23 protein-coding genes are annotated in these 20,836 nt (G+C 70.9%); 13 read left to right on the forward strand and 10 right to left on the reverse strand.

What is annotated here, in order from left to right:
- Nucleotides 1–7 precede the first annotated feature (7 nt).
- From VSH64_RS22660 to VSH64_RS22675, 4 genes are all read right to left on the reverse strand, one after another.
- Nucleotides 8–1,228 carry a serine hydrolase domain-containing protein gene (locus VSH64_RS22660; protein ID WP_326837652.1) on the reverse strand — a complete coding sequence of 407 codons (1,221 nt, stop codon included), beginning with the start codon at nt 1,226–1,228 and terminating at the stop codon, nt 8–10.
- Between the two features lie 10 nt (nt 1,229–1,238).
- Entirely contained in the window at nt 1,239–2,054 is an 816-nt protein-coding gene (locus VSH64_RS22665) for a siderophore-interacting protein (protein ID WP_326837653.1), read from the reverse strand.
- Between the two features lie 98 nt (nt 2,055–2,152).
- Complete coding sequence (locus VSH64_RS22670; RefSeq protein ID WP_326837654.1) at nt 2,153–3,352, reverse strand: amidohydrolase family protein; 1,200 nt, start codon at nt 3,350–3,352, stop codon at nt 2,153–2,155.
- 38 nt (nt 3,353–3,390) lie between these two features.
- Nucleotides 3,391–3,798 carry an SgcJ/EcaC family oxidoreductase gene (locus tag VSH64_RS22675; RefSeq protein ID WP_326837655.1) on the reverse strand — a complete coding sequence of 136 codons (408 nt, stop codon included), beginning with the start codon at nt 3,796–3,798 and terminating at the stop codon, nt 3,391–3,393.
- 96 nt (nt 3,799–3,894) lie between these two features.
- On the opposite strand from VSH64_RS22675, the gene VSH64_RS22680 reads away from it, so the two are divergent.
- Nucleotides 3,895–4,602, forward strand: coding sequence for a TetR/AcrR family transcriptional regulator (locus VSH64_RS22680; RefSeq protein ID WP_326837656.1), 708 nt, complete (start codon nt 3,895–3,897; stop codon nt 4,600–4,602).
- Here VSH64_RS22680 and VSH64_RS22685 read toward each other — a convergent pair.
- Entirely contained in the window at nt 4,592–5,512 is a 921-nt protein-coding gene (locus VSH64_RS22685) for an NADP-dependent oxidoreductase (protein ID WP_326837657.1), read from the reverse strand. The two genes, VSH64_RS22680 and VSH64_RS22685, sit on opposite strands and share 11 nt — an antisense overlap.
- 72 nt (nt 5,513–5,584) lie before the next feature.
- Nucleotides 5,585–6,793, reverse strand: a complete 1,209-nt coding sequence (gene hemW, locus VSH64_RS22690; protein WP_326837658.1) for a radical SAM family heme chaperone HemW — start codon at nt 6,791–6,793, stop codon at nt 5,585–5,587.
- 261 nt (nt 6,794–7,054) lie between these two features.
- Here hemW and VSH64_RS48525 point away from each other — a divergent pair, with 261 nt between their 5' ends.
- The 9 genes from VSH64_RS48525 to VSH64_RS22730 all read left to right on the forward strand — a co-directional run bounded on the left by VSH64_RS48525 (nt 7,055) and on the right by VSH64_RS22730 (nt 14,393).
- Complete coding sequence (locus VSH64_RS48525; protein ID WP_354874210.1) at nt 7,055–7,141, forward strand: putative leader peptide; 87 nt, start codon at nt 7,055–7,057, stop codon at nt 7,139–7,141.
- A gap of 118 nt (nt 7,142–7,259) precedes the next feature.
- Nucleotides 7,260–8,951 carry a nitrite/sulfite reductase gene (locus VSH64_RS22695; RefSeq protein ID WP_326837659.1) on the forward strand — a complete coding sequence of 564 codons (1,692 nt, stop codon included), beginning with the start codon at nt 7,260–7,262 and terminating at the stop codon, nt 8,949–8,951.
- Nucleotides 8,948–9,106 carry an eL43 family ribosomal protein gene (locus VSH64_RS22700; RefSeq protein ID WP_326837660.1) on the forward strand — a complete coding sequence of 53 codons (159 nt, stop codon included), beginning with the start codon at nt 8,948–8,950 and terminating at the stop codon, nt 9,104–9,106. The genes VSH64_RS22695 and VSH64_RS22700 overlap by 4 nt, the downstream gene beginning before the upstream one ends.
- Complete coding sequence (locus VSH64_RS22705) at nt 9,103–9,798, forward strand: phosphoadenylyl-sulfate reductase (RefSeq protein WP_326837661.1); 696 nt, start codon at nt 9,103–9,105, stop codon at nt 9,796–9,798. Before VSH64_RS22700 ends, VSH64_RS22705 begins: the two co-directional genes overlap by 4 nt.
- Nucleotides 9,799–9,809: 11 nt before the next feature.
- The gene (cysD, locus tag VSH64_RS22710) at nt 9,810–10,733 is read left to right on the forward strand and encodes a sulfate adenylyltransferase subunit CysD (protein ID WP_326837662.1); all 924 of its coding nucleotides are present in this window, start codon (nt 9,810–9,812) and stop codon (nt 10,731–10,733) included.
- Nucleotides 10,733–11,995: a sulfate adenylyltransferase subunit 1 gene (locus tag VSH64_RS22715; RefSeq protein ID WP_326837663.1), complete on the forward strand. Its 1,263-nt coding sequence runs from the start codon at nt 10,733–10,735 to the stop codon at nt 11,993–11,995. The genes cysD and VSH64_RS22715 overlap by 1 nt, the downstream gene beginning before the upstream one ends.
- Nucleotides 11,992–12,720, forward strand: a complete 729-nt coding sequence (locus VSH64_RS22720) for a sirohydrochlorin chelatase (RefSeq protein WP_326837664.1) — start codon at nt 11,992–11,994, stop codon at nt 12,718–12,720. Before VSH64_RS22715 ends, VSH64_RS22720 begins: the two co-directional genes overlap by 4 nt.
- Nucleotides 12,721–12,908: 188 nt before the next feature.
- A complete protein-coding gene (locus tag VSH64_RS22725; RefSeq protein WP_326837665.1) occupies nt 12,909–13,535 on the forward strand; it encodes a cyclase in 627 nt (208 codons plus the stop codon).
- Nucleotides 13,536–13,619: 84 nt separating this feature from the next.
- Nucleotides 13,620–14,393: an enoyl-CoA hydratase-related protein gene (locus VSH64_RS22730; RefSeq protein WP_326837666.1), complete on the forward strand. Its 774-nt coding sequence runs from the start codon at nt 13,620–13,622 to the stop codon at nt 14,391–14,393.
- Between the two features lie 80 nt (nt 14,394–14,473).
- On the opposite strand, the gene VSH64_RS22735 is transcribed toward VSH64_RS22730, so the two are convergent.
- The 3 genes from VSH64_RS22735 to VSH64_RS22745 are packed head-to-tail and all read right to left on the reverse strand — an operon-like array spanning nt 14,474 to nt 15,518.
- The gene (locus VSH64_RS22735; RefSeq protein ID WP_326837667.1) at nt 14,474–14,839 is read right to left on the reverse strand and encodes a barstar family protein; all 366 of its coding nucleotides are present in this window, start codon (nt 14,837–14,839) and stop codon (nt 14,474–14,476) included.
- Nucleotides 14,836–15,309, reverse strand: a complete 474-nt coding sequence (locus tag VSH64_RS22740) for a ribonuclease domain-containing protein (protein ID WP_326837668.1) — start codon at nt 15,307–15,309, stop codon at nt 14,836–14,838. Before VSH64_RS22740 ends, VSH64_RS22735 begins: the two co-directional genes overlap by 4 nt.
- 11 nt (nt 15,310–15,320) lie before the next feature.
- Nucleotides 15,321–15,518, reverse strand: coding sequence for a hypothetical protein (locus tag VSH64_RS22745; protein WP_326837669.1), 198 nt, complete (start codon nt 15,516–15,518; stop codon nt 15,321–15,323).
- A gap of 60 nt (nt 15,519–15,578) precedes the next feature.
- On the opposite strand from VSH64_RS22745, the gene VSH64_RS22750 reads away from it, so the two are divergent.
- The 3 genes from VSH64_RS22750 to VSH64_RS22760 all read left to right on the forward strand — a co-directional run bounded on the left by VSH64_RS22750 (nt 15,579) and on the right by VSH64_RS22760 (nt 19,361).
- On the forward strand, nt 15,579–16,544 hold the full coding sequence (locus tag VSH64_RS22750) for a zinc-binding dehydrogenase (RefSeq protein WP_326837670.1): 966 nt from the start codon (nt 15,579–15,581) through the stop codon (nt 16,542–16,544).
- Between the two features lie 160 nt (nt 16,545–16,704).
- Nucleotides 16,705–17,733, forward strand: coding sequence for an alpha/beta fold hydrolase (locus VSH64_RS22755; protein WP_326837671.1), 1,029 nt, complete (start codon nt 16,705–16,707; stop codon nt 17,731–17,733).
- Between the two features lie 104 nt (nt 17,734–17,837).
- On the forward strand, nt 17,838–19,361 hold the full coding sequence (locus tag VSH64_RS22760) for an amino acid permease (RefSeq protein ID WP_326837672.1): 1,524 nt from the start codon (nt 17,838–17,840) through the stop codon (nt 19,359–19,361).
- 369 nt (nt 19,362–19,730) lie between these two features.
- Here VSH64_RS22760 and VSH64_RS22765 read toward each other — a convergent pair whose 3' ends face one another.
- Nucleotides 19,731–20,780 carry an NAD(P)H-dependent flavin oxidoreductase gene (locus VSH64_RS22765; RefSeq protein ID WP_326837673.1) on the reverse strand — a complete coding sequence of 350 codons (1,050 nt, stop codon included), beginning with the start codon at nt 20,778–20,780 and terminating at the stop codon, nt 19,731–19,733.
- Between the last annotated feature and the right edge of the window lie 56 nt (nt 20,781–20,836).

Raw genomic sequence — 20,836 nt, forward strand, 5'->3', positions numbered from 1 at the left:
CCTCACCTCAGTCCACCAGGGCCTGATAAACCAGCTGCCTCAACTGCTGCCGGATCGGATGCGTGCTCGACGGCAGCAGCTGGGTGTAGAACGCGACCGTCAGGTCCTCGTCCGGGTCCACCCAGAACGCCGTGGACGCGGCGCCGCCCCAGGCGTATTCGCCGGCGCTGGAGAGGGTTTTCGCCTTGATCGGGTCTTCCAGCACGGAGAAGCCGAGGCCGAAGCCGAAGCCGTCGAAGGGCATTTCCGCGAAGAGCGGGCGGCCGAAGGCTTCGAGGTCGACGTGGCCCGGGAGGTGGTTGGAGGCCATCAGCGAGACCGTGCGCGGGGACAGCACGCGCGCGCCGTCCAGGGCGCCGCCGCGCAGGAGCATTTGGGTGAAGCGGTGGTAGTCGGCGGCGGTGGAGACGAGGCCGCCGCCGCCGGAGAAGGATTCGGGGCGGGTGGTGCCGATGGAGCCGAAGGCCTCGTTGCGGGTGGGGAGTTTCGTGCGCGGGTGCGCGACGTACAGGGCCGCCAGGCGGTCGGTGTCCTCGGTCCAGAAGCCGGTGTCCGTCATGCCGAGCGGGCCGAAGACGCGGTCGGCCAGCACCTCGTCGAGGGGCTTGCCCGCGAGCACCTCCACGAGGCGGCCGAGGACGTCCGTGGACACCGAGTAGTTCCACTCGCTGCCGGGCTGGAAGACGAGCGGCAGGGCGGCCAGCGCGCGCGTGCTGGCGGCCAGGTCCATTCCCGGCGGGGTGCCCCACTCGAAGCCCGCGGCACGGTACAGCGTGTCGACCGGGTGGGTGTGGTGGAAGCCGTAGGTGAGGCCGCTCGTGTGCGTGAGCAGGTGCCACAGGCGAATGGGCTCGGTCGCCGCCACCGTGACCGGGCTGAGCGCCGAGCCCTTGGTGTAGACCTGCGGCGCCTCGAACTCCGGCAGCCACCGCGAGATCGGGTCGTTGAGGTCGATCACGCCTTCCTCGACGAACGTCATCGCCGCCACCGAGGTGATGGGTTTCGTCATCGAGAAGATGCGCCAGAGGGTGTCGGGTTCCACGGGTGCGCCCGATTCGACGTCGCGCTTGCCGTGGGAGGCCACGTGCACCACGCGCCCGTGGCGGCTGACCACCGCGAGGTAGCCGGGCAACCGCCCGTCGTCCACGTAGGCGTCGAAGTGCCGGTCGATCCGTTTGAGACGGTCAGCGTCGAAGCCCGCCGAAGACGGGTCGGTCTCCACGTTCATGCCGGCGACACTACGCCGATTCGCGCGCCCGCTCGGCCGCCTTCTCCTCGCGCCACGCCTCGTCGTTCTTGCCCTCGCGCCAGTAGCCCGAGATCGACACCGCGGCCTTCTCCACGCCACGCTCGGCGAACAGGTAACGCCGCAGCTCACGCACGAAGCCGGCCTCGCCGTGCACGAACGCGTGCACGTCTTCGCCTGGCCACGGCAGGGCCTTCACCTCGGCCGCGAGGTCGGCGCCGGCCGACCGGTGCAGCCAGGTGATCTGCGCGTCGGCCTTCGTCACGAGCGGCTGTTCCTCCGTCGCGTCGGACACGAGCAGGAACACGTGCGCCCGCGCCCCGGCCGGCATCACCTCGAGCGACGCGGCGATGGCCGGCAGCGCGGCCTCGTCGCCCACGAGCAGGTGCCACCCGGCGTCGGGCCGCGGCGTGTACACCCCGCCCGGGCCCGCGAGCAGCAGCTCGTCCCCCGGCTGCGCACGCATGGCCCACGGGCCGGCGAAGCCTTCGTCGCCGTGCACCACGAAGTCGAGCACGAGCTCGCCGGCGGTCTCGTCGTAGGAACGCACCGTGTAGGACCGCGTGCGCGGGCACTGCTCACGCGGCAGCTCGGCGCGGATGCGCTGCAGGTCGAACGGCTCCGGGTACTCGACCCCGGGCAGCTTGAAGATCACCTTCACGTACGCGTCGGTGAACTCGTTGGGCTTGAAGTCACGCAGACCCTCGCCACCGGCCACGATCCGGATCATGTGCGGAGTGAGGTTCTCCTTGCGCAGAACCGACAGCCGCACAGCCGGGTTCCCCTTGCGCGCCGGAGCTTCGGCCATCGGACACCACCCATTCAGTAAGGCTTACCTAATCTCGTCCTACCGTACGCCCCCACCGGGCCTCCCGCCCAGCGGTACCCGATCACACCACCCACCGTTCACACAACGGCCAGACCGTCGGCCACCACCACACCGTCGTGCAGCACCGTGCGGTCCTCGCCGCGGTCCATCACCGCGCTCGTCGGCGTCTCCCCGTCCACCAGCACGAGATCCGCCCGGTCGCCCACCGCGAGCCCCGGCCGGTCGGCCACCCCGGCCAGGCGCGGCACGTCGTGGCTCATGATCGACGCCCCGCCCATCGTCGCCACCGCCAGCGCCAGCTCGATGTGCTCGTCGCGGCGGAACCCGCACGTGAACGCCAGCTGCCACGTGCGGTCCAGCAGGTCGCAGTTGCCGTACGGGCTCCAGTAGTCCCGCTGCCCGTCCTCGCCGAGGCCGATCCGCACGCCGGCGGAAACGAGGTCCGGCAACGACAGCTGACCGGCCGCGGACGGCGCCACGGTGGTCATCGCGATGTCCAGCTCGGCGAAGTCGTCGATCACGCGCCGGCTCACCGTCTCCGAGATCGAGCCCAGGTCGTACGCGTGCGACATCGTCACCCGGCCCCTCATGTCCAGCGCCCGCACGCGCTCGATCACCAGATCCGTGGAGAACAAGCCGAGGTGCCCCGGCTCGTGCAGGTGGATGTCCACCTCGACCTGGTGTTTCTCCGCCAGGCCGAACACCGCGTCGAGGTGCCCTTTCGGATCCCGGTCCAGCGTGCACGGGTCGATGCCGCCGATCACCGTGGCGCCCGAGCGCAGCGCCGCGTCGAGCACGTCGAGCGTGCCCGGTTCGCGCAGGATGCCCGCCTGCGCGAACGCCATCACCTGCACCTCGGCCCGGTCCGCGAACTTCTCCTTCGCGGCCACCACGGCTTCCAGCTTCTCCAGCCCGCAGTCCACGTCGACCTGCGCGTAGCTGCGCACGCGCGTGGTGCCGCGCGCAATCATCCGCTCCAGCGTGCCCGCCACCCGCTCCGGCAGCGGTACCTCGGCCGAGCGCCAGTTCTCGCGGTCGTTCGTCATCATCGCCCACACGCCGGGCCCGCCGGTGTGCGGCCGGAACGGCAGGCCGATCCGCGTGGAATCCAGGTGCACGTGGACATCGCTGAACGCCGGGAACAGCAGCCGGCCCCGGCCCTCGACCGCATCCGGGGCCGGCGCCGGGTCGTGCGGGCGCACCGCCGCGATCCGGGCACCGGTCAGCTCGACGTCACTACGCTCGCCGCCCCAGGGGCGGACATCACGGATCAGCACGGCACAAACCTAACCAACAAACCCAACGAACGAGCGCGTCACGCCGCCGCGCGCGGATCGCTCACCCGGGTGTTCTGGAACGCCGTGATGAGCCAACCCGTTTCCGAGCGGACCAGCACGAACGTCACCGTGCTCTCCCGGCCCTGGGCCACCGCGTCACCCCCGTCGAGCGCCGAACCGCCACCCGAGACGACCACCGCCACGCCGTCGGCCGGGAACCGCACCGACGCCCCGCCCATCCCGCCGATCGTCGACCCGCGCAGCGGCCCCTGGAACAACGCCTGGTGCGAGCTCTCGATCAGCTCGCGGCCGGGCAGGCGCATCCCGAAGAACGTGACGTAGTCGGCGTCCTCGGTGAACAGGCTCGCGTACGCGGTCGCATCACCGCTGTTCCAGGCGTCGGCGAGCCGGCCGAGCACGGCCAGGACTTCTTCTCGCTGGGACATCACAGGCTCCTTACCGAACGGTGTTCGCTCTAACGAACACCGTTCTACTGGCGAACGGTGTTCGAGTCAAGGTCCGATTCGTCTAGGCTGCTGCCCATGACCGTCCCGCCCCCGCCGTGGCGCCGGAGCCCGAGCCCGCGCCGGCGCGCCGAAAAACCGTTGCTGTCACGGGATCTGGTGGTGAAAACGGCGCTGGAGATCCTGGCTGCCGAGGGCTTCGAGGCCGTGTCGATGCGGCGGGTGGCGCAGCAGCTGGAAACGGGGCCGGCGTCGCTGTACGCGCATGTGGCCAACAAGGAAGAGCTCGACGAGCTGATGCTCGACGCCGTGCTCGGCGAGGTCCCCGTCCCCGAGCCCGATCCGCGGACCTGGGCCGAGCAGGTGAAAGAGCAGGTGCGCCACCAGGTCCGCGCGATGGTGGCCTACCCGGGCATCGCGAAGGTCGCGTGGAACACGCCGGTGCCGGTCACGCCCCATTCGCTGCGCCAGGGCGAGGCGATGCTCGCGTTGCTGCGCGCGGGTGGGCTGGATCTGAAGCAGGCGGTGTTCGCGGGTGACGCGCTGAGCCTCTACGCCAAGGCGTTCGCCTACGAGGCGAGCAGCTGGACGTTCGGCGACTACGACGAGGCCGAGGTCGCCGAACGCGGGCGGCAGATGGCGGAGTACATGCGGTCCCTGCCGGCCGGTGCGTTCCCGAACCTGTTGCAGTCGGGGCAGTTCTTCACCGGCGAGACGAGCGGGGACCGCTTCGAGTTCGCCCTCGCGATGTTCGTGGGCGGACTGCAGAGCCTCGTCAGGGCTTGAGCACGATCTTGCCGCGCGTGTGGCGCTGTTCGAGCTCGCGGTAGGCGTCCTGCACCTGCGCGAGCGGGTAGGTGGCGGCGATCGGCACCTCGAGCAGACCCTTGTCCACCAGCGCGGCGAGGTCACGCATCACCTCGGCACTCGAGGCGGCGGAGTTGCCGTCGGTCTTCACGTTGTACTTCTGCGCCGCGGCGAAGTCGATCACCGTGTCGATCCGTCCCGTGTAGACACCCAGGCGCAGCGCGAGCTCCACGTAACCCTGGCCGAACGTGTCGATGAACGCGTCGACCGTGTCGCCGGTGACCTCCCGCAGGCGCTCTTCGAGGCCCTCGCCGTACGCGACGGGCACCACGTCCTGCTCCCGCAGCCACGCGTGGTTGGCCTCGCTCGCGATCCCGACCACGGTGGCGCCGGTGAGCTTCGCCAGCTGCACGACCAGGGAGCCGACTCCACCCGCGGCACCGGAGACCACCAGCGTGTCGTCTTCGCGCAGGTGGACCGCGCGCACGGCGGCGTACGCGGTGGTGCCGGCCACGAACAGGCCGCCCGCCGCCTCCCACGGCACCCCGCTCGGTTTGGGTGTGAGGTTTTCCGCCTCCACCAGCACGAACTCGGCCTGGCTGGAGCGGGTGTGAACGAAGCCGATGACCTCGTCGCCGACCTGGATCTCCTCGACGTCCGGGCCCAGTTCGGCGACCACACCGGCCAGATCGCTGCCCTGTCCGGAGGGGAAGGTCGAGGGGAAGGTCTCGGCAAAGGCGCCTTCGCGGATCGCGGCTTCACCGGGGTTGATACCGGCGGCCCTCACCGCCACGAGCACCTGGCCGCGCGCAGGCACAGGCCGGGCGACCTCGGTCACCCGCAGCACGTCGATCCCGCCGTGTTCGCTGTACCTGACCGCCTGCGGCATGCGCGACTCCCTCGCTCGTCAATACTTCGACCAACGAACCAACGGACCGGTTTATGCCCGCTGAGCGGAAATTCAGCCGACGAGCCGCCGCACGACACCGTCCGCGAGCAGCCGCCCGCGATCCGTCAGCACGGCGCGGCCACGACTGTCCAACAGGGACGGTTCGAGCAGCCCCTCCGCCGCCGCGGCCCTCGCTTCGGCGATGCCCGCGGCGTCGAGCGCGTCGAGCGCGAGCCCTTCCGCCACGCGGAGTTCGAGCATGATGCGCTCGAGGTGCCGGTCTTTCGCGGTGAGCAGCTCGCGGCCGCCTTCGGGGCTGTGGCCCTCGGCCAGCAGCGACGCGTACTTGGCCGGGTGCTTCACGTTCCACCAGCGCACGCCGCCCACGTGGCTGTGCGCGCCGGGCCCGGCGCCCCACCAGTCGCCGCCCTGCCAATAACCGAGGTTGTGCCGGCAGCGGGCCGCGTCGCCCGAAGCCCAGTTGGACACCTCGTACCAGTGCAGGCCCGCGGCCGAGAGCACCGAGTCGATCATCTCGTAGTCGGTGGCCAGCACGTCGTCGTCGGGCTCGGGCAGCTCGCCGCGGCGCACGCGGCGCGCGAGCGCGGTGCCCTCCTCGACGATCAGCGCGTACGCCGACACGTGGTCGACCCCGGCCGACAGCACGGCGTCGAGCGATGCGCGCAGGTCCTCGGGCCGCTCGCCGGGCGTGCCGTAGATCACGTCGAGGTTCACGTGCTCGAACCCGGCGGCCCGCGCCTCGCGCGCGGCGTCGACCGGCCGCCCGGGCGTGTGCACGCGGTCGAGCACCTGCAGCACGTGCCGCGCCGCCGACTGCATCCCCAGCGACACGCGGGTGTACCCGGCCGCGCGGATGCGCTCGAAGAACTCCGCCGAGGTCGACTCCGGGTTCGACTCCGTGGTCACCTCGGCGCCGGGCGCCAGCCCGAACGCGCCGCGCACGACGTCGAGCACCTCGGCGAGCCCGTCGGCCCCGAGCAGCGAAGGCGTGCCCCCGCCCACGAACACCGTCTCGGCCGCCGGCGGCTCGCCCAGCACCCGCGCGGCCAGCTCCAGCTCCCGGCGCAGCCCGTCGAGCCACGACCTCGGCGACGCCGCCGAGCCCAGCTCACCGGCGGTGTAGGTGTTGAAATCGCAGTAGCCGCAGCGCGTGGCGCAGAACGGCACGTGCACGTAGACCCCGAACGGCCGCTGCCCCAGCCCTTCCAGGGCGCTCTCGGGCAATCCGGTCTCGGCAGGCAGTTCGGTTACTTCAGGCACGGCGTCCATTGTCCCTCGGCGCGTCCGGCGGCCCGGGGCCACCCGGGCGGAACTTCGGCCGCCGAACGAAGCCGCCCGTCCCACGCTCCGCCGCGCACCCGGCCCGGGCCGACGCCGGGAACAACCCCGCGACGCGGCAAATCCGCAGGCCGCGGCCACCGGCCATCCACAGAACCGACCCGCGGGCAAGCCCCGGCCGAAGGTCCTCCCACGATCCGGACGCGCTTGGACCACGTTCTGGACCCGTGGTTATCTGGCCCGGTGAGTCCTGCCGGTGTCCTTCTCGTGGCGCGCCGCCACGTCGACCTTCTGCGGGTCGCGAGCGCGCTCTGCCGGCCTGCCCGCTGACTCCCGACGCCCGAACCAGCCCACCACTCTGCCCCGAAGCTGGACCGCCGGCGCCGGATCCGCCGCGAGCCTCACCGTCACACAGCGGCGTCCGGAGCCACGAACCGGAGGACTCCTCATGGCCTCACCCACGCGCGAAACCCCCGCGAAGAGCCGTCCGCGGCAGAAGCGCGGCGAGGGACAGTGGGCGCTCGGCTACCGAGAGCCGCTGAACCCCAACGAGCGGTCGAAGAAGGACGACAACCCGCTCAACGCCCGCGCGCGCATCGAGAACATCTACGCCCACGGCGGCTTCGACTCGATCGACCCGGGTGACCTGCGCGGGCGGTTCCGCTGGTTCGGCCTCTACACGCAGCGCAAGGAAGGCATCGACGGCGGCCGCACGGCCACGCTCGAGCCCGAAGAGCTCGACGCGCGCTACTTCATGATGCGCGTGCGCCTCGACGGCGGCCTGCTCACCACGCAGCAGCTGGCCGTGCTGGCGGAGATCTCGCAGACGCACGCCCGCGGCACCGCGGACATCACCGACCGGCAGAACATCCAGTACCACTGGATCCGGATCGAGGACGTGCCCACGATCTGGCAGAAGCTCGAGAACGCGGGCATGACCACCATGGAGGCGTGCGGCGACAGCCCTCGTGTGATCCTCGGCTCGCCGGTCGCCGGCATCGCGGCCGACGAGATCATCGACGGCACGCCCGCCATCGAGGAGATCAAGCGCCGCTACATCGGCGACCCGCAGTACGCGAACCTGCCGCGCAAGTTCAAGACCGCCGTGTCGGGCCAGTCGGACGTGGCGCACGAGATCCACGACGTCGCGTTCGTCGGCGTGAACCACCCCGAGCACGGCCCGGGCTTCGACGTCTGGGTCGGCGGCGGCCTCTCCACCAACCCGATGATCGGCCAGCGCCTCGGTGCCTGGGTGCCGCGCGACGAGGTGCCGGACGTGTGGGAAGGCGTGATCAGCGTCTTCCGTGATTACGGCTACCGCCGGCTGCGTTCGCGCGCCCGTATCAAGTTCCTGGTCAAGGACTGGGGTGCCGCCAAGTTCCGCGAGATCCTCGAGGAGAAGTACCTCAAGCGTCCGCTGCTCGACGGACCCGCGCCCGCCGTGCCGGCCACGCCGATCGACCACGTCGGTGTGCACAAGCAGATCGACGGCAAGTTCTACGTCGGCGCCGCCCCGGTCGCCGGTCGCGTGAACGGCGAGACGCTGCTGGCCGTGGCGAAGGCCGCCGAGCGCGCGGGCTCCGAGCGCGTGCGCCTCACGCCGCAGCAGAAGCTCGTGGTCCTCGACGTGCCCGAGTCCGAGGTGCCGGGCCTGGAGACCGAGCTCACGGAGCTGGGCCTGCACACCAAGCCTTCGCCGTGGCGGCGCAGCGTGATGGCGTGCACCGGCCTGGAGTTCTGCAAGCTCGCGATCGTGGAGACGAAGGCCCGCGCGCTGGCGCTGGTCACCGACCTCGAGAAGCGCCTGGCCGACGTGCAGGGCGGCCTCGACAACCCGGTGAGCGTGCACCTCAACGGCTGTCCCAACTCGTGCGCCCGCATCCAGACCGCCGACATCGGGCTCAAGGGCCAGATCGTGACCGACGCCGACGGACGGCAGGTCGAGGGCTTCCAGGTGCACCTCGGCGGCGGCCTCGGCCTCGACGCCGGGTTCGGCCGCAAGCTGCGCGGGCACAAGGTCGTCGCCGACGAGCTGGTGGACTACGTGGAGCGCGTGGTGCGCGCCTACCTCGACGGCCGCGAGCCCGGCGAGCGGTTCGCGCAGTGGGTCGGGCGCGCGGACGAGAGCGTGCTGCAGTGACCTCGACTGAGCGGGCGGTGCCCTACTATTGCCCGTTCTGCGGTGACGAGGACCTGCGCCCCGCCGAAGACGGCGGCTGGCTCTGCGGTGCCTGCCGGCGCGGGTTCTCGGTGAAGTTCCACGGACTGTCCCTACCTGAGGAGTCACTCGGATGACGGCCACAGCTGATTACCGGACCCTGGCCGAGCGCGCGGAGAAGGAACTGGCCCAGGCCACGGCGGAAGAAGCCCTGCGCTGGACCGTCGAGCAGTTCGGCGACGACTTCATCGTCGCGTCGAACATGCAGGACGCCGTGCTCATCGACCTGGCCACCCAGGTGAAGTCCGATGTGGACGTGCTGTTCCTCGAGACCGGCTACCACTTCCCGGAGACGATCGGCACGCGCGACGCCGTGCAGACCGTGTACCCCGACGTGACGATCGTGAACGCCCAGGCCGAGCAGAGCGTGGCCGAGCAGGACGCCGAGTACGGCAAGAACCTGTTCGAGCGCGACGCCACGCAGTGCTGCTTCCTGCGCAAGGTCGTGCCGCTGCGCACCACGCTGTCGAAGTACTCGGCGTGGGTCACCGGCGTACGCCGCGTGGACGCGCCGACGCGCGCGAACACCCCGATCGTCACCTGGGACGACCGCAACGGTCTCGTGAAGATCAACCCGCTCGCCGCGTGGACCGACGACGAGTTCAACGGCTACATCCGCGACCACGGCGTGCTCGAGAACCCGTTGGTGTCAGCGGGTTATCCGTCCATCGGCTGCGCGCCGTGCACGGCGAAGGTCGAGGCCGGGCAGGACCCGCGCAGCGGCCGCTGGGCCGGCCAGTCGAAGACCGAGTGCGGACTGCACGGCTGAGGAAGGGACCGATGACCACTCTCGAACCGACGGCCACCGATGCCGCGGCAGACAACCTGGCCGCCCTCGAATCCGAAGCCATCCACATCTTCCGTGAGGTCGCGGGTGAGTTCGACCGGCCGGTGATCCTGTTCTCCGGTGGCAAGGACTCGACCTTGATGCTGCACCTGGCGATCAAGGCCTTCTGGCCCGCGCCGGTGCCGTTCCCGTTGCTGCACGTGGACACCGGCCACAACTTCGACGAGGTGCTCGAGTTCCGCGATCGTGTGGTCGCGCAGCACGGTCTGCGCCTGGTCGTGGCGAAGGTGCAGGACTGGATCGACGACGGCCGCCTCGAAGAGCGCGCCGACGGCCTGCGCAACCCGCTGCAGACCACGCCGCTGCTCGACACGATCGCGGAGAACAAGTTCGACGCCGTGTTCGGCGGCGGCCGCCGCGACGAAGAACGCGCCCGGGCCAAGGAACGCATCTTCAGCCTGCGCAACTCCTTCGGCCAGTGGGAGCCGCGCCGGCAGCGCCCGGAGCTGTGGAACCTCTACAACGGCCGCCACCGTCCCGGCGAACAGGTGCGCGTGTTCCCGCTGTCCAACTGGACCGAGGCGGACGTGTGGAACTACATCGCCCGCGAGAAGGTCGACCTGCCCTCGATCTACTACGCCCACCAGCGCGCGGTCTACCAGCGCGACGGCATGTGGCTCACCGAAGGTCCGTGGGGCGGCCCGCGCGAGGGCGAGGACGTGCGCGAGCTGAGCGTGCGGTACCGGACCGTGGGCGACGGTTCGTGCACCGGCGCCATCCAGTCCACCGCGGTCACGGTTTCCGACGTGATCGCCGAGGTTTCGGCGTCGCGGCTCACCGAGCGCGGCGCGACGCGAGCCGACGACCGGATGTCGGAAGCGGCCATGGAAGACCGCAAGCGGGAAGGCTACTTCTGATGAGTTCGCTGCTGAGGCTCGCCACGGCGGGCAGCGTCGACGACGGCAAGTCCACGCTCGTCGGGCGACTGCTGTACGACACGAAGTCCGTGCTCGCCGACCAGCTCGACGCGGTGACCCGCGCGTCCGTCGACAAGGGACTGTCCACACCGGACCTGTCGCTGCTCGTCGACGGGCTGCGCTCCGAGCGTGAGCAGGGCATCACGATCGACGTCGCGTACCGCTACTTCGCCACGCCGCGGCGCTCGTTCGTGCTCGCCGACACGCCGGGCCACGTGCAGTACACCCGCAACACGGTCACCGGCGCCTCGACCGCGCAGCTGGGCGTGCTGCTGGTCGACGCGCGCAAGGGCGTGGTCGAGCAGACCCGGCGCCACGCCGCGGTGCTGGCCCTGCTCGGCGTGCCGCGGCTGGTGCTGGCGGTGAACAAGATCGACCTCGTCGACTACGACGAGGAGACGTTCTCCGTGATCGCCAAGGAGTTCGGCGCGCACGCCGAATCGCTCGGCTACGGCGCCGGCACCGTCGTCACGATTCCGGTTTCGGCACTGGAAGGCGACAACGTCGCCACCACCTCCGAGCGCACGCCGTGGTACGACGGTCCGTCCCTGCTGGAGCACCTCGAAACGGTGCCGGTCGCGCCGGATCCGCACGAGGCGGCGTTCCGCTTCCCCGTGCAGTACGTGATCCGGCCGCGCACGCCCGAGCACCTCGACTACCGCGGCTACGCCGGCCAGATCGCCGCGGGCACCATCCGTCCCGGCGACGAGATCGTGGTCCTGCCGGCCGGCCTGCGCAGCACGGTCGAGCGCATCGACACCGCCGACGGCCCACTCGACGAAGCGGGCGCCGGCACGTCGGTGACGCTGCTGCTCGCCGACGACCTCGACATCTCGCGCGGCGACCTCATCGCCGTGGCCGACCGGCCGCCGCGGGTGACCGACGAGCTCACCGCCACGCTGTGCTGGCTCTCGTCGAAGCAGCTCAAGCCGGGTGCGCGCGTGCTGGTGAAACACGGCACCCGCACCGTGCAGGCCATCGTGACCGAGCTCGCCGCGCGCTTCGACGAGCAGACGCTGTCCAGTGTGGACGCTCCGGAGTCGTTGGACCTCAACGACATCGGCCGCGTCGAGCTGCGCCTGGCCGAGCCGCTCGGCGTGGACGACTACAGCGAGAGCCCGCGCACCGGCGCGTTCCTCGTGATCGACCCGAAGGACGGCGACACGCTCGCCGCCGGGCTGGTCGGCGAACGGTTCGTGTGACGGCCCCGCTCGTCCCCGTCGCGCACGGCAGCCGCGACCCCCGCTCGGCCGCGACCGTGCGGGGGCTCGCGGAGCGCGTGCGTGAGCTGGCCCCGCAGGTCGAGGCCTACGAGTCGTTCCTCGACCTCTCCGAGCCGCGCGTGACCGACGTCCTGCGGCAGCTGTACACGCAGGGACATCGCTCGGCCGTTGTGGTGCCACTGCTGCTCGGCAGCGCGTTCCACGCGCGGGTGGACCTGCCCGCGCTCGTCGCCGAGGTCCGGGCGCAGTGTCCGGGGTTCGACGTGCGCGTGTCCGAAGTGCTCGGCGTCGACCCGGTGCTGGAGCGCGTGGCGCTCGACCGGCTGGCCGGCGCCGGCCTGGGCCCGGGTGACGGCGTGGTGGTGAGTGCCGTCGGTTCGTCGAACGCCGGCGCCAACGCGGCCGTCGCCGACCTGGCCGCGCGCTGGGAGGTCGAGCTGGGGCTGCCGGTCACCGAGGCGTTCGCGAGCGCGGCTCAGCCGGACGTGCCTGCCGCCGTGGGGCGGCTGCGTGCGCGGGGGGTGCGGCGGGTCGCCGTGGCGTCGTGGTTCCTCGCGCCCGGCCTGCTGCCCGACCGGATCGCGGACCTGGCCCGGGAGGCCGATCGCGGGGTGTTCGTGGCCGAACCGCTGGGCACCGACCCGCGCGTGGCCGCCGCCGTGCTGCACCGCTATGCCGACGTCGTGACCCGCATACCGCTTTAGTAGCACACTCCTGCGCAGGTCAGCGCATAAAGCTGAATCCGATACGCGTTTCAGTGGTGATCTTTGCCAGATCTTCACCGTGCGCGCATGGGAACGGGAAATTCTTGACGGACTACTTGACTCGCCGGTAACTATCTAAGCGTCGCGCGACTTCCTTCCCGTCCTCACCCCGGAAACAGGTGGAGCAGATGAAGTCAGCCCTGCGCAAGATCGTTCCTGTGGCCGCGCTCGCCGCCGTCGGCGTGCTCGGCTCCGCCGTGCCCGCTTCGGCGGCCACCACCGTCGCGTTCGACTGCCAGGCCGACGCGCCGATCGTCGGCCCGCAGCAGGTCGGCCTCAGCCAGGACGCCGACGTGACCGCCCCGGCGACCGTCGCCCCCGGCGGCGCGCTCGACGTGGTGGTGGACCCGGCGCCGAACTCGGTGCCGGCCACCGTGAGCGGCTACAAAGTCAAGCAGATCAAGGACTTCGCCCTCGAGATCCCGGTGCCGGCCAACTCGGCGTTCGTGAGCGCCGACCTCGCCGGCGGTTCGGGCCTCGGCTCGACCGCGCCGAAGCTCACCGTGTCCGGCGGCGTCGCCACGCTCTCGTTCCCGGGCCCGATCGCGGGCGGCGCGACGTTCGAGCTGCCGACCGTGACCGTGCACCTCACGGCGGGCGCGTCCGGCACCATCGAGACGCGGCTCGCGGGCAGCAGCTACGACGATCCCGGCCTCACCTTCACCGCCGTGGTCAACCAGCTGATCGACATCTCGGCGCCGACCGCGTGCTTCCCCTCGCCCAGCCCGGTCTTCACGACCACCACCATCGGCTGACGCTGCTCGGGGGCCGCGCTCGTCACGGCGGCCCCCGACGCACTTCACAGCCGTCCTCGCGCACGCGTGTGCAAGGGTGGTGCCATGGTTGACGAACTGGTGCACTACGACGTGGTGGGCGGCACCGCCACGATCACCCTCGACTCGCCGCACAACCGCAACGCCCTGTCCGCGCAGCTGCGCCGCGAGCTGAGCGAGTCGCTGGACAAGGCCCGCACCGACGACGCCGTGCGCGTGGTGCTGCTCACGCACACCGGCCCGGTCTTCTGCGCCGGCATGGACCTCAAGGAAGCCCGCGGCGCCGGGGCCGGCGCGCAGGGCGTGAACGAGTTCCCGAAGATCCTGGACCAGCTCTGGACCAGCCCGAAGCCCATCGTCGCCCGCCTCGCCGGACCGGCGCGCGCCGGCGGCATCGGCATGGTCGCCGCGTGCGACATCGCGGTGGCGGTGCCCGAGGCCACGTTCGCGTTCTCCGAGGTCCGCATCGGCGTGATCCCCGCGGTGATCTCGCTGACCGTGCTGCCGCGGCTCAACCCGCGTGCGGCGCACGAGCTCTTCCTCACCGGCGACGTGTTCGACGCGAAGCGGGCCGTGGAGATCGGGCTGCTCAACGCCGCGGTGCCGGCCGCCGAGCTCGACGAGGCCGTGGCCGGCTACCTCAAGTCGCTCACGCTGGGCGGCCCGAAAGCCTTGGCCGCCACCAAAACGCTGCTGAGCAAGCCGCGCCCGGCCACGCCTTCGGAGGGCTTCGCCGCGATGAACGAGCTGTCGTCCGGGTTCTTCGCCAGTGAAGAAGGCCAGGAGGGCATCCTCGCGTTCGCGCAGAAGCGCAAGCCGAACTGGGTCCCCGAGGATTGAGCACAGGCTGACCCCACGACCTTTCCCAATGTGGCATTCGTTGCGTTGAGTGCACCCAACGCCACATGGGGGCGGTGGGGTCAGGAGTCGGCGAGAACGACCGTGAGCTGCCGGGAGTCCGCCGCTCCGTCGGCCGGGCCGAGGGCCCGCTGCGCGTCCGAGAGCACGCTGCGGATCGCGAGGTAGGTCTTCGGTTCGGCCTGGTGCAAGGCTTCCGAGCCGCACCAGATCAGCACGTGCTCGCCGGCGGGCAGCCACGACAGGTCGGTGAGCATGTCGTAGAGCGCGTCGAGGTTGCGGCCGAAGTAGTCCGGAAAGGACATGGCCTTCGCGATCGCGTCGAGCGTCGAACCCTTGTCGGCCGTGCCGCCGTCGACCAGGTGCGGGTAGGCGCCCCGCGCGTAGGCCTCGTTCGCGGCGACCTGCGCCTCGCCGGCCGCCGTCACCGGTTCGGGTCCACGACGACGAACGACGCGTAGTGGTCGTCGGTGTAGAACAGTTCCTTCGCCTGCCCCGTGACCAGGCGGCGCGGGCCGCGGTCGGGGCTCTTCGGCGTGGTCACCGTGTACTCGTGGTAGTAGCCCGATTGCTTCCGCGGCAGCACCTTCTCGCGGTTTTCGAACACGACGTTGTCGTTGCGCGGATAGGGGTACGGACCGCCCGCCTCGATGAGCTTCCACGTGTCGCGCGCCTGCGAGGGCAAGCCGGACAACGGTTTCACGGGCAGCCCGGAGTCGCTGCCGGGCAGCTTCGCGGCGACGCCCGAGGCGCTGGAAGCACCGGCCGAAGCGGAGGTGCTCGGCTTGCTCGGGGCGGACGAGGACGAGTCCCCGATGTTTTCCTTCACCAGCCAGCCCCCGAGCACGAGCACGAGGAGACCGACGAGCGCGGCGGTGATCCGCCTACGGTTGACCATGGTGAGTGAGCCTAAGAGGGCGGGTTGTCGTCGTCGCGGGCCGGGCCGAACCAGCGTGCGAACCGGCCCACCAGCTTGTCGATCGCCCAGGCGGCGAGCAGGCACAGCGGCACGACCACGACCATGACCAGCACGAACTGCACGGGGAACCAAGCCTGGGCGAGCCAGAGCTCGACCCCGTCCCACCAGTCGGCCAGCCCGTTGAACACGAGTGTGAGACTACGCGCGCCAGGCTGCGTCGGCGCGCCCAGGGGCGGTAGGTTGCAGCCATGTTCGCTGTGTACGCGAAGGAACCCAACGCCGAGTCCCCGCTCGATTCCCTGGTCGCCGGCGAGCGGCCCGAGCCCGAGGTGCCCGAAGGCTGGGTGCGCGTGCAGGTGAAGGCGGCCAGCCTCAACATGCACGACCTCTGGACGCTGCGCGGCGTCGGCATCAAGCCCGAGCAGTTCCCGATGATCCTGGGCTGCGACGGCGCCGGCACGCTCGACGACGGCACCGAGGTCGTGATCCACTCCGTGGTCAACGCGCCGGGCTGGCAGGGCGACGACACGCTCGACCCGAAACGCACCCTGCTGACCGAGAAGCACCAGGGCACGTTCGCCGAGCAGGTCGTGGTGCCGGCCCGCAACGTGGTGCCCAAGCCGGCCGGGCTCACCTTCCCCGAAGCCGCGACCATGGGCACGGCGTGGCTCACCGCGTACCGCATGCTGTTCGTGAAGTCGGGGCTGCGGCCCGGCCAGACGATGCTGGTGCAGGGCGCGTCCGGCGGGGTGTCCACGGCGCTCATCGCGCTCGGGCGCGCGGCGGGCTTCCGCGTGTGGGTGACCGGGCGCAGCGAGGAGAAGCGCGCGCTGGCCGAAACCGTGGGCGCGCACCGGACGTTCGAGTCCGGCGCGCGGCTGCCCGAGCGGGTCGACGCCGTGTTCGAGACCGTCGGCAAGGCCACCTGGGCGCACAGCCTGAAGTCGCTCAAGCCGGGCGGGATCGTGGTGGTCTCGGGGTCCACGAGCGGCCCGGACCCGTCCGCCGACCTGCAGCGCGTGTTCTTCCTGCAGTTGCGCGTCGCCGGCTCCACCATGGGCACGCGCGACGAGCTGGCCGACATGCTGAGCTACCTCGACCTCAAGGGGATCAAGCCCCAGATCGGCACAGAACTGCCGCTCGCCGAGGCCGCCGAAGGATTCAAGGCGATGCTCGACGGCGCCACCGCGGGCAAGATCGTCTTCACCCGCTGACTCGACAGAACTCCTCCGGCCTGGGCTTTTCCGTCACGGATCAGCCCAGGCCGGTGCTTGTACGCCGCTTTTTGTTAACCGTCAACACCCCGAGTTCGCAATCGGCTTGTTACCCCCGAAGTTCGACCAGAACTCGACCTTGAACGGTTAACCTGTAGACATGACCGCATCGAAGCGGCCCGCACCCGCTGTCCGGGGCGGCCGGCCCAGCAGCGAACCGGATCCCGTCCGGGTTTCCTTCCGGCGCTTCGCCGGTGTGCGCACGCGGGTGCTCGAAGTCGGCCCGCCCGTGGCAGAGGCCGAAGCGCCGAAGCGGTCCCGTCGGCGCGCGATCGAGAAGCCGCGCGCGCCGCGTCTGGTCCTCCTGCACGGTTACTGCGACAGCGCCGACACCTGGCGGCCCGTGCTCGCCGAGCTCGCCGCCGCGGGAATCGCGGCCGTCGCGGTGGACCTGCCCGGGTTCGGCGACGCCCAGCCCCTGCGGCCGGGCCCGATGCTGCCGCAGCTCGACGCGTTCGCCGCCGCCGTGGTGCGCGAGCAGGCCGTGCTCGGCCCGGTGGTGCTGGCGGGCAACTCGCTCGGCGGCACGCTCAGCCTGCGCGCGGCCCAGAACCCGCGCCTGCCGCTGGCCGGTGTCGTGTCGATCGCCGCGCCCGGCTTCGTCGACTCGTGGCTCGTGCGCACGGTCGCGCGCAACCCATTGCCGCTGCGGCTGTACTCCGCGCTCCCCTTGCCCGTACCGGGGTTCCTCGTGCGCGCGGTCGCCGAGCAGGTCGTGCCGCGCCTGCTCTACGCCGACGCGGGCACCGCCGACGCCGGCCAGGTCGCCCGTTTCACCACGCTCTTCCCCGACTACCGCGCCACCACCTCGCGCCTCGAGCAGGCGCGTCAGCTCGTCGCCGAGCTCGCCGACGCCTACCAGCTCGACCGCGTGCAGACGCCCCTGCTGGTGGTGGCGTGCGGCAAGGACAAGCTCGTGTCGTCGGCCGCCGGGCGCCGGCTGCACACGCTCGTGCCGCACAGCCGCCTCCTGGTGCGTGAGGACTGGGGCCACTGCCCGCAGCTGGACGACCCGGCGGAGATCGCCGAGCTGCTCTCGTTCTTCGCCGCGGGCGCGGTGCGCACCGGCGACGCGAAGCTGCCGGCCCGCGTCACGGGCCCGGCCGCCGAGGACACCGCCGCCGGCTGACCTCCCTGCGCGCGAACATCGGTGACACAGCGGACACGGCCTAGTACGGTGCGCTGCCAGAGCCCGTGACCCGGGCTTTGCTCACGACGTATGAGGAGACATCGATGTCAGCTCCCCGCAGCCTGGGATCAGGGTCCGGCGTGTTCCGGCGCAAACCGATCGAGACGATCGAGAGCGGCGGTGAGGGCGACGGCCTGCAACGCACGCTCGGGCTGCGGCAGCTGACCGCGATCGGCGTCGGCGGCATCATCGGCGCCGGCATCTTCTCGCTGGCGGGCGCGGTGGCCAACCAGACGGCCGGCCCCGCCGTGCTGATCTCGTTCCTCATCGCGGGCGTCGCGAGCGCGGCGGCGGCGTTCTCCTACGCGGAGTTCGCCGGCCTGATCCCGCGCGCCGGCTCGGCCTACACCTACGGCTACGCGGTGCTCGGCGAGATCGTGGGCTGGTTCATCGGCTGGGACCTGCTGCTCGAGTACACGGCGATCGTGGCGGTGGTCGCCATCGGGATCTCCGGCTACTTCAACGATCTGCTGGGTTTCCTGCACGTGTCGCTGCCGGCGTGGATGTCGGGCGCACCGGGCACCGAGGCCGACGGAGTGGCGCACGGCTCGTACGTGGTGAACCTGTTCGCCGTGGTGCTGTGCCTGCTCATCGCGTTCATCCTCAACCAGGGCATGAAAAACGCGGCGCGCTTCGAGACACTCCTGGTGTACCTGAAGGTCGGGCTCGTGGTGCTGGTGATCGTGGTCGGCGCCTTCCACATCAAGACGGGCAACTACAGCAACTTCTTCCCGTTCGGCATCAGCGGCGCGTTCACGGGCGCGGCGACGGTGTTCTTCGCGGTCTTCGGTTATGACGCCATGTCGACCGCCGCCGAGGAGTCGAAGGACTCGCAGAAGCACATGCCGAAGGCGATCCTGTACTCGCTAGCGATCTCCATGGTGCTGTACGTGCTGGCCTGCCTCGTGCTCACCGGCATGGTGAAGTACACCGACATCGACCCGGAAGCCGCGTTCTCCAGCGCGTTCGCGAAGGTCGGGCTCGGGTGGCTGGGCGCGGTGATCGCCGTGGGCGCGATCATCGGCATCCTCACGGTGCTGTTCACGTTCTTGCTCGGCGCCACGCGCGTCGGGTATTCGATGAGCCGGGACGGGCTGCTGCCGAAGTGGTTCGGCAAGACGCATCCCGTGAAGAAGGTGCCTTCGCGGACGACGTGGATCCTCGGGATCGCGTCGGCGATCATCGCCGGGTTCTTGCCGATCGGTGAAGCGGCGGAGCTCACGAACATCGGGATTCTGCTGGCGTTCGTGGTGGTGTGCATCGCGGTGATCGTGTTGCGGTACAAGAGGCCGGACCTGCCGCGGACGTTCAAGACGCCGGGGATGCCGGTGGTGCCGATCATCGGGGTGGTGTTCTCGATCTGGTTGATCACGTTCTTGAAGCCGGAGACGTGGTTGAGGTTCGCGATCTGGTTTGTGATCGGGATGGGGGTTTATTTCGGGTACAGCCGGAGGCATTCGGTGTTGGCTCGGGGTGGGTCTGGGGACTCTGGCGGGTCTGGGCCTGCAGGACCTTCTGGGTCTTCAGGTGACAGTGGGGCTGGTGGGGTTGCGTCCACTTCGGACTGAGGATTTCCGGGGTTGCGGAGGGCACCCCGATTTTTGAGTGTTTCTACGGTTCTGGGCCATTGTCAAGGCTGGAAAGACGCCTTGACAATGGCCCAGAACCGTGAAGGGCGCGGGGATCGAGGTGCAGGGTGGGGGCTGGGTGCACGCCTGGATTGCGTTGTGCGGTGGCGGTTTCGAGGTGGCGGCCCGTCCGGTTGGGTGGGGCGTGCGGAAAGCGCCCCGATGTGGCGTTGGGTGCGTTGGGTGCAACCAATGCCGCATTGGGGCGGTCGGGGTTTCGGGTTCGGGGTGAGGCGGGGCCTGGGTCCCTGGTGATGGACGCGAGCGTCGACTGCAGAGTGGTGAACCGCGAGTGGTGGGTGTGAGGGGTCAGCGGAGGCGGTCCAGGCGTTCGGCGGCAGCCCGGGCTTCGGTGCGGAGGCGGTCGACCACGGAGGCGGCGGAGCCGTCGTCGGCGAGGGGGTAGGTCTGGCCGGCCCACAGGGACATGGCTTCGGGGTCGTCGGCGCGGGCGGCGGCGGCGCGGACGGGCTTGCTCATGTGGTGCAGCTGCGGGTACGCGGCCGGGGCGTCGGCGGAGAGGTCGCTCAGCAGGTGGTTGACCAGGCCTCGCGCGGGGCGGCCACTGAAGGCGCGGGTGAAGGCGGTGAGGCGGCCGGCTTCGGCGAGGGCGCGGCGTTGCGCCGAGGGGGTGCCGGCTTCGGTGGTTTGGAGGAAGGCCGTGCCGAGTTGGGCGGCGGAGGCGCCGGCGGCGAGGACGGCGGCCACGTCGGCGCCGTGGATCAGGCCGCCGGTGGCGACCAGCGGCAGGCTCGTGCGGGCGGAGATCAGGCGTAGCAGCGCGAGCAGGCCGTACTGTTCGCCACCGGCCGGGTTGGTCGCGTCGTCGGTGAAGAGGCCGCGGTGGCCACCCGCTTCGAAGCCCTGGACCACGAGCGCGTCGGCGCCGCGGGAGGCGGCGAGGTCGGCCTCGTCCGGGCTGGTCACGGTGACCGCGACGGTGCCGCCGGCGTCGTGGATGCGCTGCGCCTCGGCCGAGGTCGGGGCGCCGAAGGTGAACGACACCACGGGCACGCCCAGGCGCACCACCACGTCGAGCTTCGCGGGGTACTCGTCGTCGTCCCAGAGCGGCTCGCCCGGCTCCACGCCGTAGCGCCGGGCCTCGGTGAGCAGGCGCTCGCGGTGCGCGCTGAGGTCGGCGGCGGAGCGGCTGCCCGGCACGAACAGGTTCACGCCGAACCGACCGCCGGTGAGCTCGGCGGTTTCGGCGATCTTCGCCTCGAGCGCCTCGGCCGTGAGGTACCCCGCGGCGAGGAAGCCGAAGCCGCCCGCGGCCGTGACCGCCGCGACGAGCTGGGGAGTGGTCGGGCCGCCCGCCATCGGCGCCACGATCACCGGGAACTCGAGATCATCGAACATGCCCCCGAGCCTAGTGCGATTCCTCGGAGGCGGAACGGCACGACTGAGAGGGGAAG

Source organism: Amycolatopsis rhabdoformis (assembly GCF_035918295.1).
Classification (GTDB): domain Bacteria; phylum Actinomycetota; class Actinomycetes; order Mycobacteriales; family Pseudonocardiaceae; genus Amycolatopsis; species Amycolatopsis rhabdoformis.

What these genes read in the sequence shown, in the direction of transcription:
- cysD (WP_326837662.1), top strand. Translation starts at nt 9,810, where the DNA reads ATGACCACTCTCGAACCGACGGCCACCGATGCCGCGGCAGACAACCTG.
- VSH64_RS22715 (WP_326837663.1), top strand. Translation starts at nt 10,733, where the DNA reads ATGAGTTCGCTGCTGAGGCTCGCCACGGCGGGCAGCGTCGACGACGGC.
- VSH64_RS22725 (WP_326837665.1), top strand. Translation starts at nt 12,909, where the DNA reads ATGAAGTCAGCCCTGCGCAAGATCGTTCCTGTGGCCGCGCTCGCCGCC.
- VSH64_RS22740 (WP_326837668.1), bottom strand. Translation starts at nt 15,309, where the DNA reads ATGGTCAACCGTAGGCGGATCACCGCCGCGCTCGTCGGTCTCCTCGTG.
- VSH64_RS22750 (WP_326837670.1), top strand. Translation starts at nt 15,579, where the DNA reads ATGTTCGCTGTGTACGCGAAGGAACCCAACGCCGAGTCCCCGCTCGAT.
- VSH64_RS22730 (WP_326837666.1), top strand. Translation starts at nt 13,620, where the DNA reads ATGGTTGACGAACTGGTGCACTACGACGTGGTGGGCGGCACCGCCACG.
- VSH64_RS22705 (WP_326837661.1), top strand. Translation starts at nt 9,103, where the DNA reads ATGACGGCCACAGCTGATTACCGGACCCTGGCCGAGCGCGCGGAGAAG.
- VSH64_RS22680 (WP_326837656.1), top strand. Translation starts at nt 3,895, where the DNA reads ATGACCGTCCCGCCCCCGCCGTGGCGCCGGAGCCCGAGCCCGCGCCGG.
- VSH64_RS22665 (WP_326837653.1), bottom strand. Translation starts at nt 2,054, where the DNA reads ATGGCCGAAGCTCCGGCGCGCAAGGGGAACCCGGCTGTGCGGCTGTCG.
- VSH64_RS22760 (WP_326837672.1), top strand. Translation starts at nt 17,838, where the DNA reads ATGTCAGCTCCCCGCAGCCTGGGATCAGGGTCCGGCGTGTTCCGGCGC.
- VSH64_RS22685 (WP_326837657.1), bottom strand. Translation starts at nt 5,512, where the DNA reads ATGCCGCAGGCGGTCAGGTACAGCGAACACGGCGGGATCGACGTGCTG.
- VSH64_RS22675 (WP_326837655.1), bottom strand. Translation starts at nt 3,798, where the DNA reads ATGTCCCAGCGAGAAGAAGTCCTGGCCGTGCTCGGCCGGCTCGCCGAC.
- VSH64_RS22755 (WP_326837671.1), top strand. Translation starts at nt 16,705, where the DNA reads ATGACCGCATCGAAGCGGCCCGCACCCGCTGTCCGGGGCGGCCGGCCC.
- VSH64_RS22765 (WP_326837673.1), bottom strand. Translation starts at nt 20,780, where the DNA reads ATGTTCGATGATCTCGAGTTCCCGGTGATCGTGGCGCCGATGGCGGGC.
- VSH64_RS22660 (WP_326837652.1), bottom strand. Translation starts at nt 1,228, where the DNA reads ATGAACGTGGAGACCGACCCGTCTTCGGCGGGCTTCGACGCTGACCGT.
- VSH64_RS22695 (WP_326837659.1), top strand. Translation starts at nt 7,260, where the DNA reads ATGGCCTCACCCACGCGCGAAACCCCCGCGAAGAGCCGTCCGCGGCAG.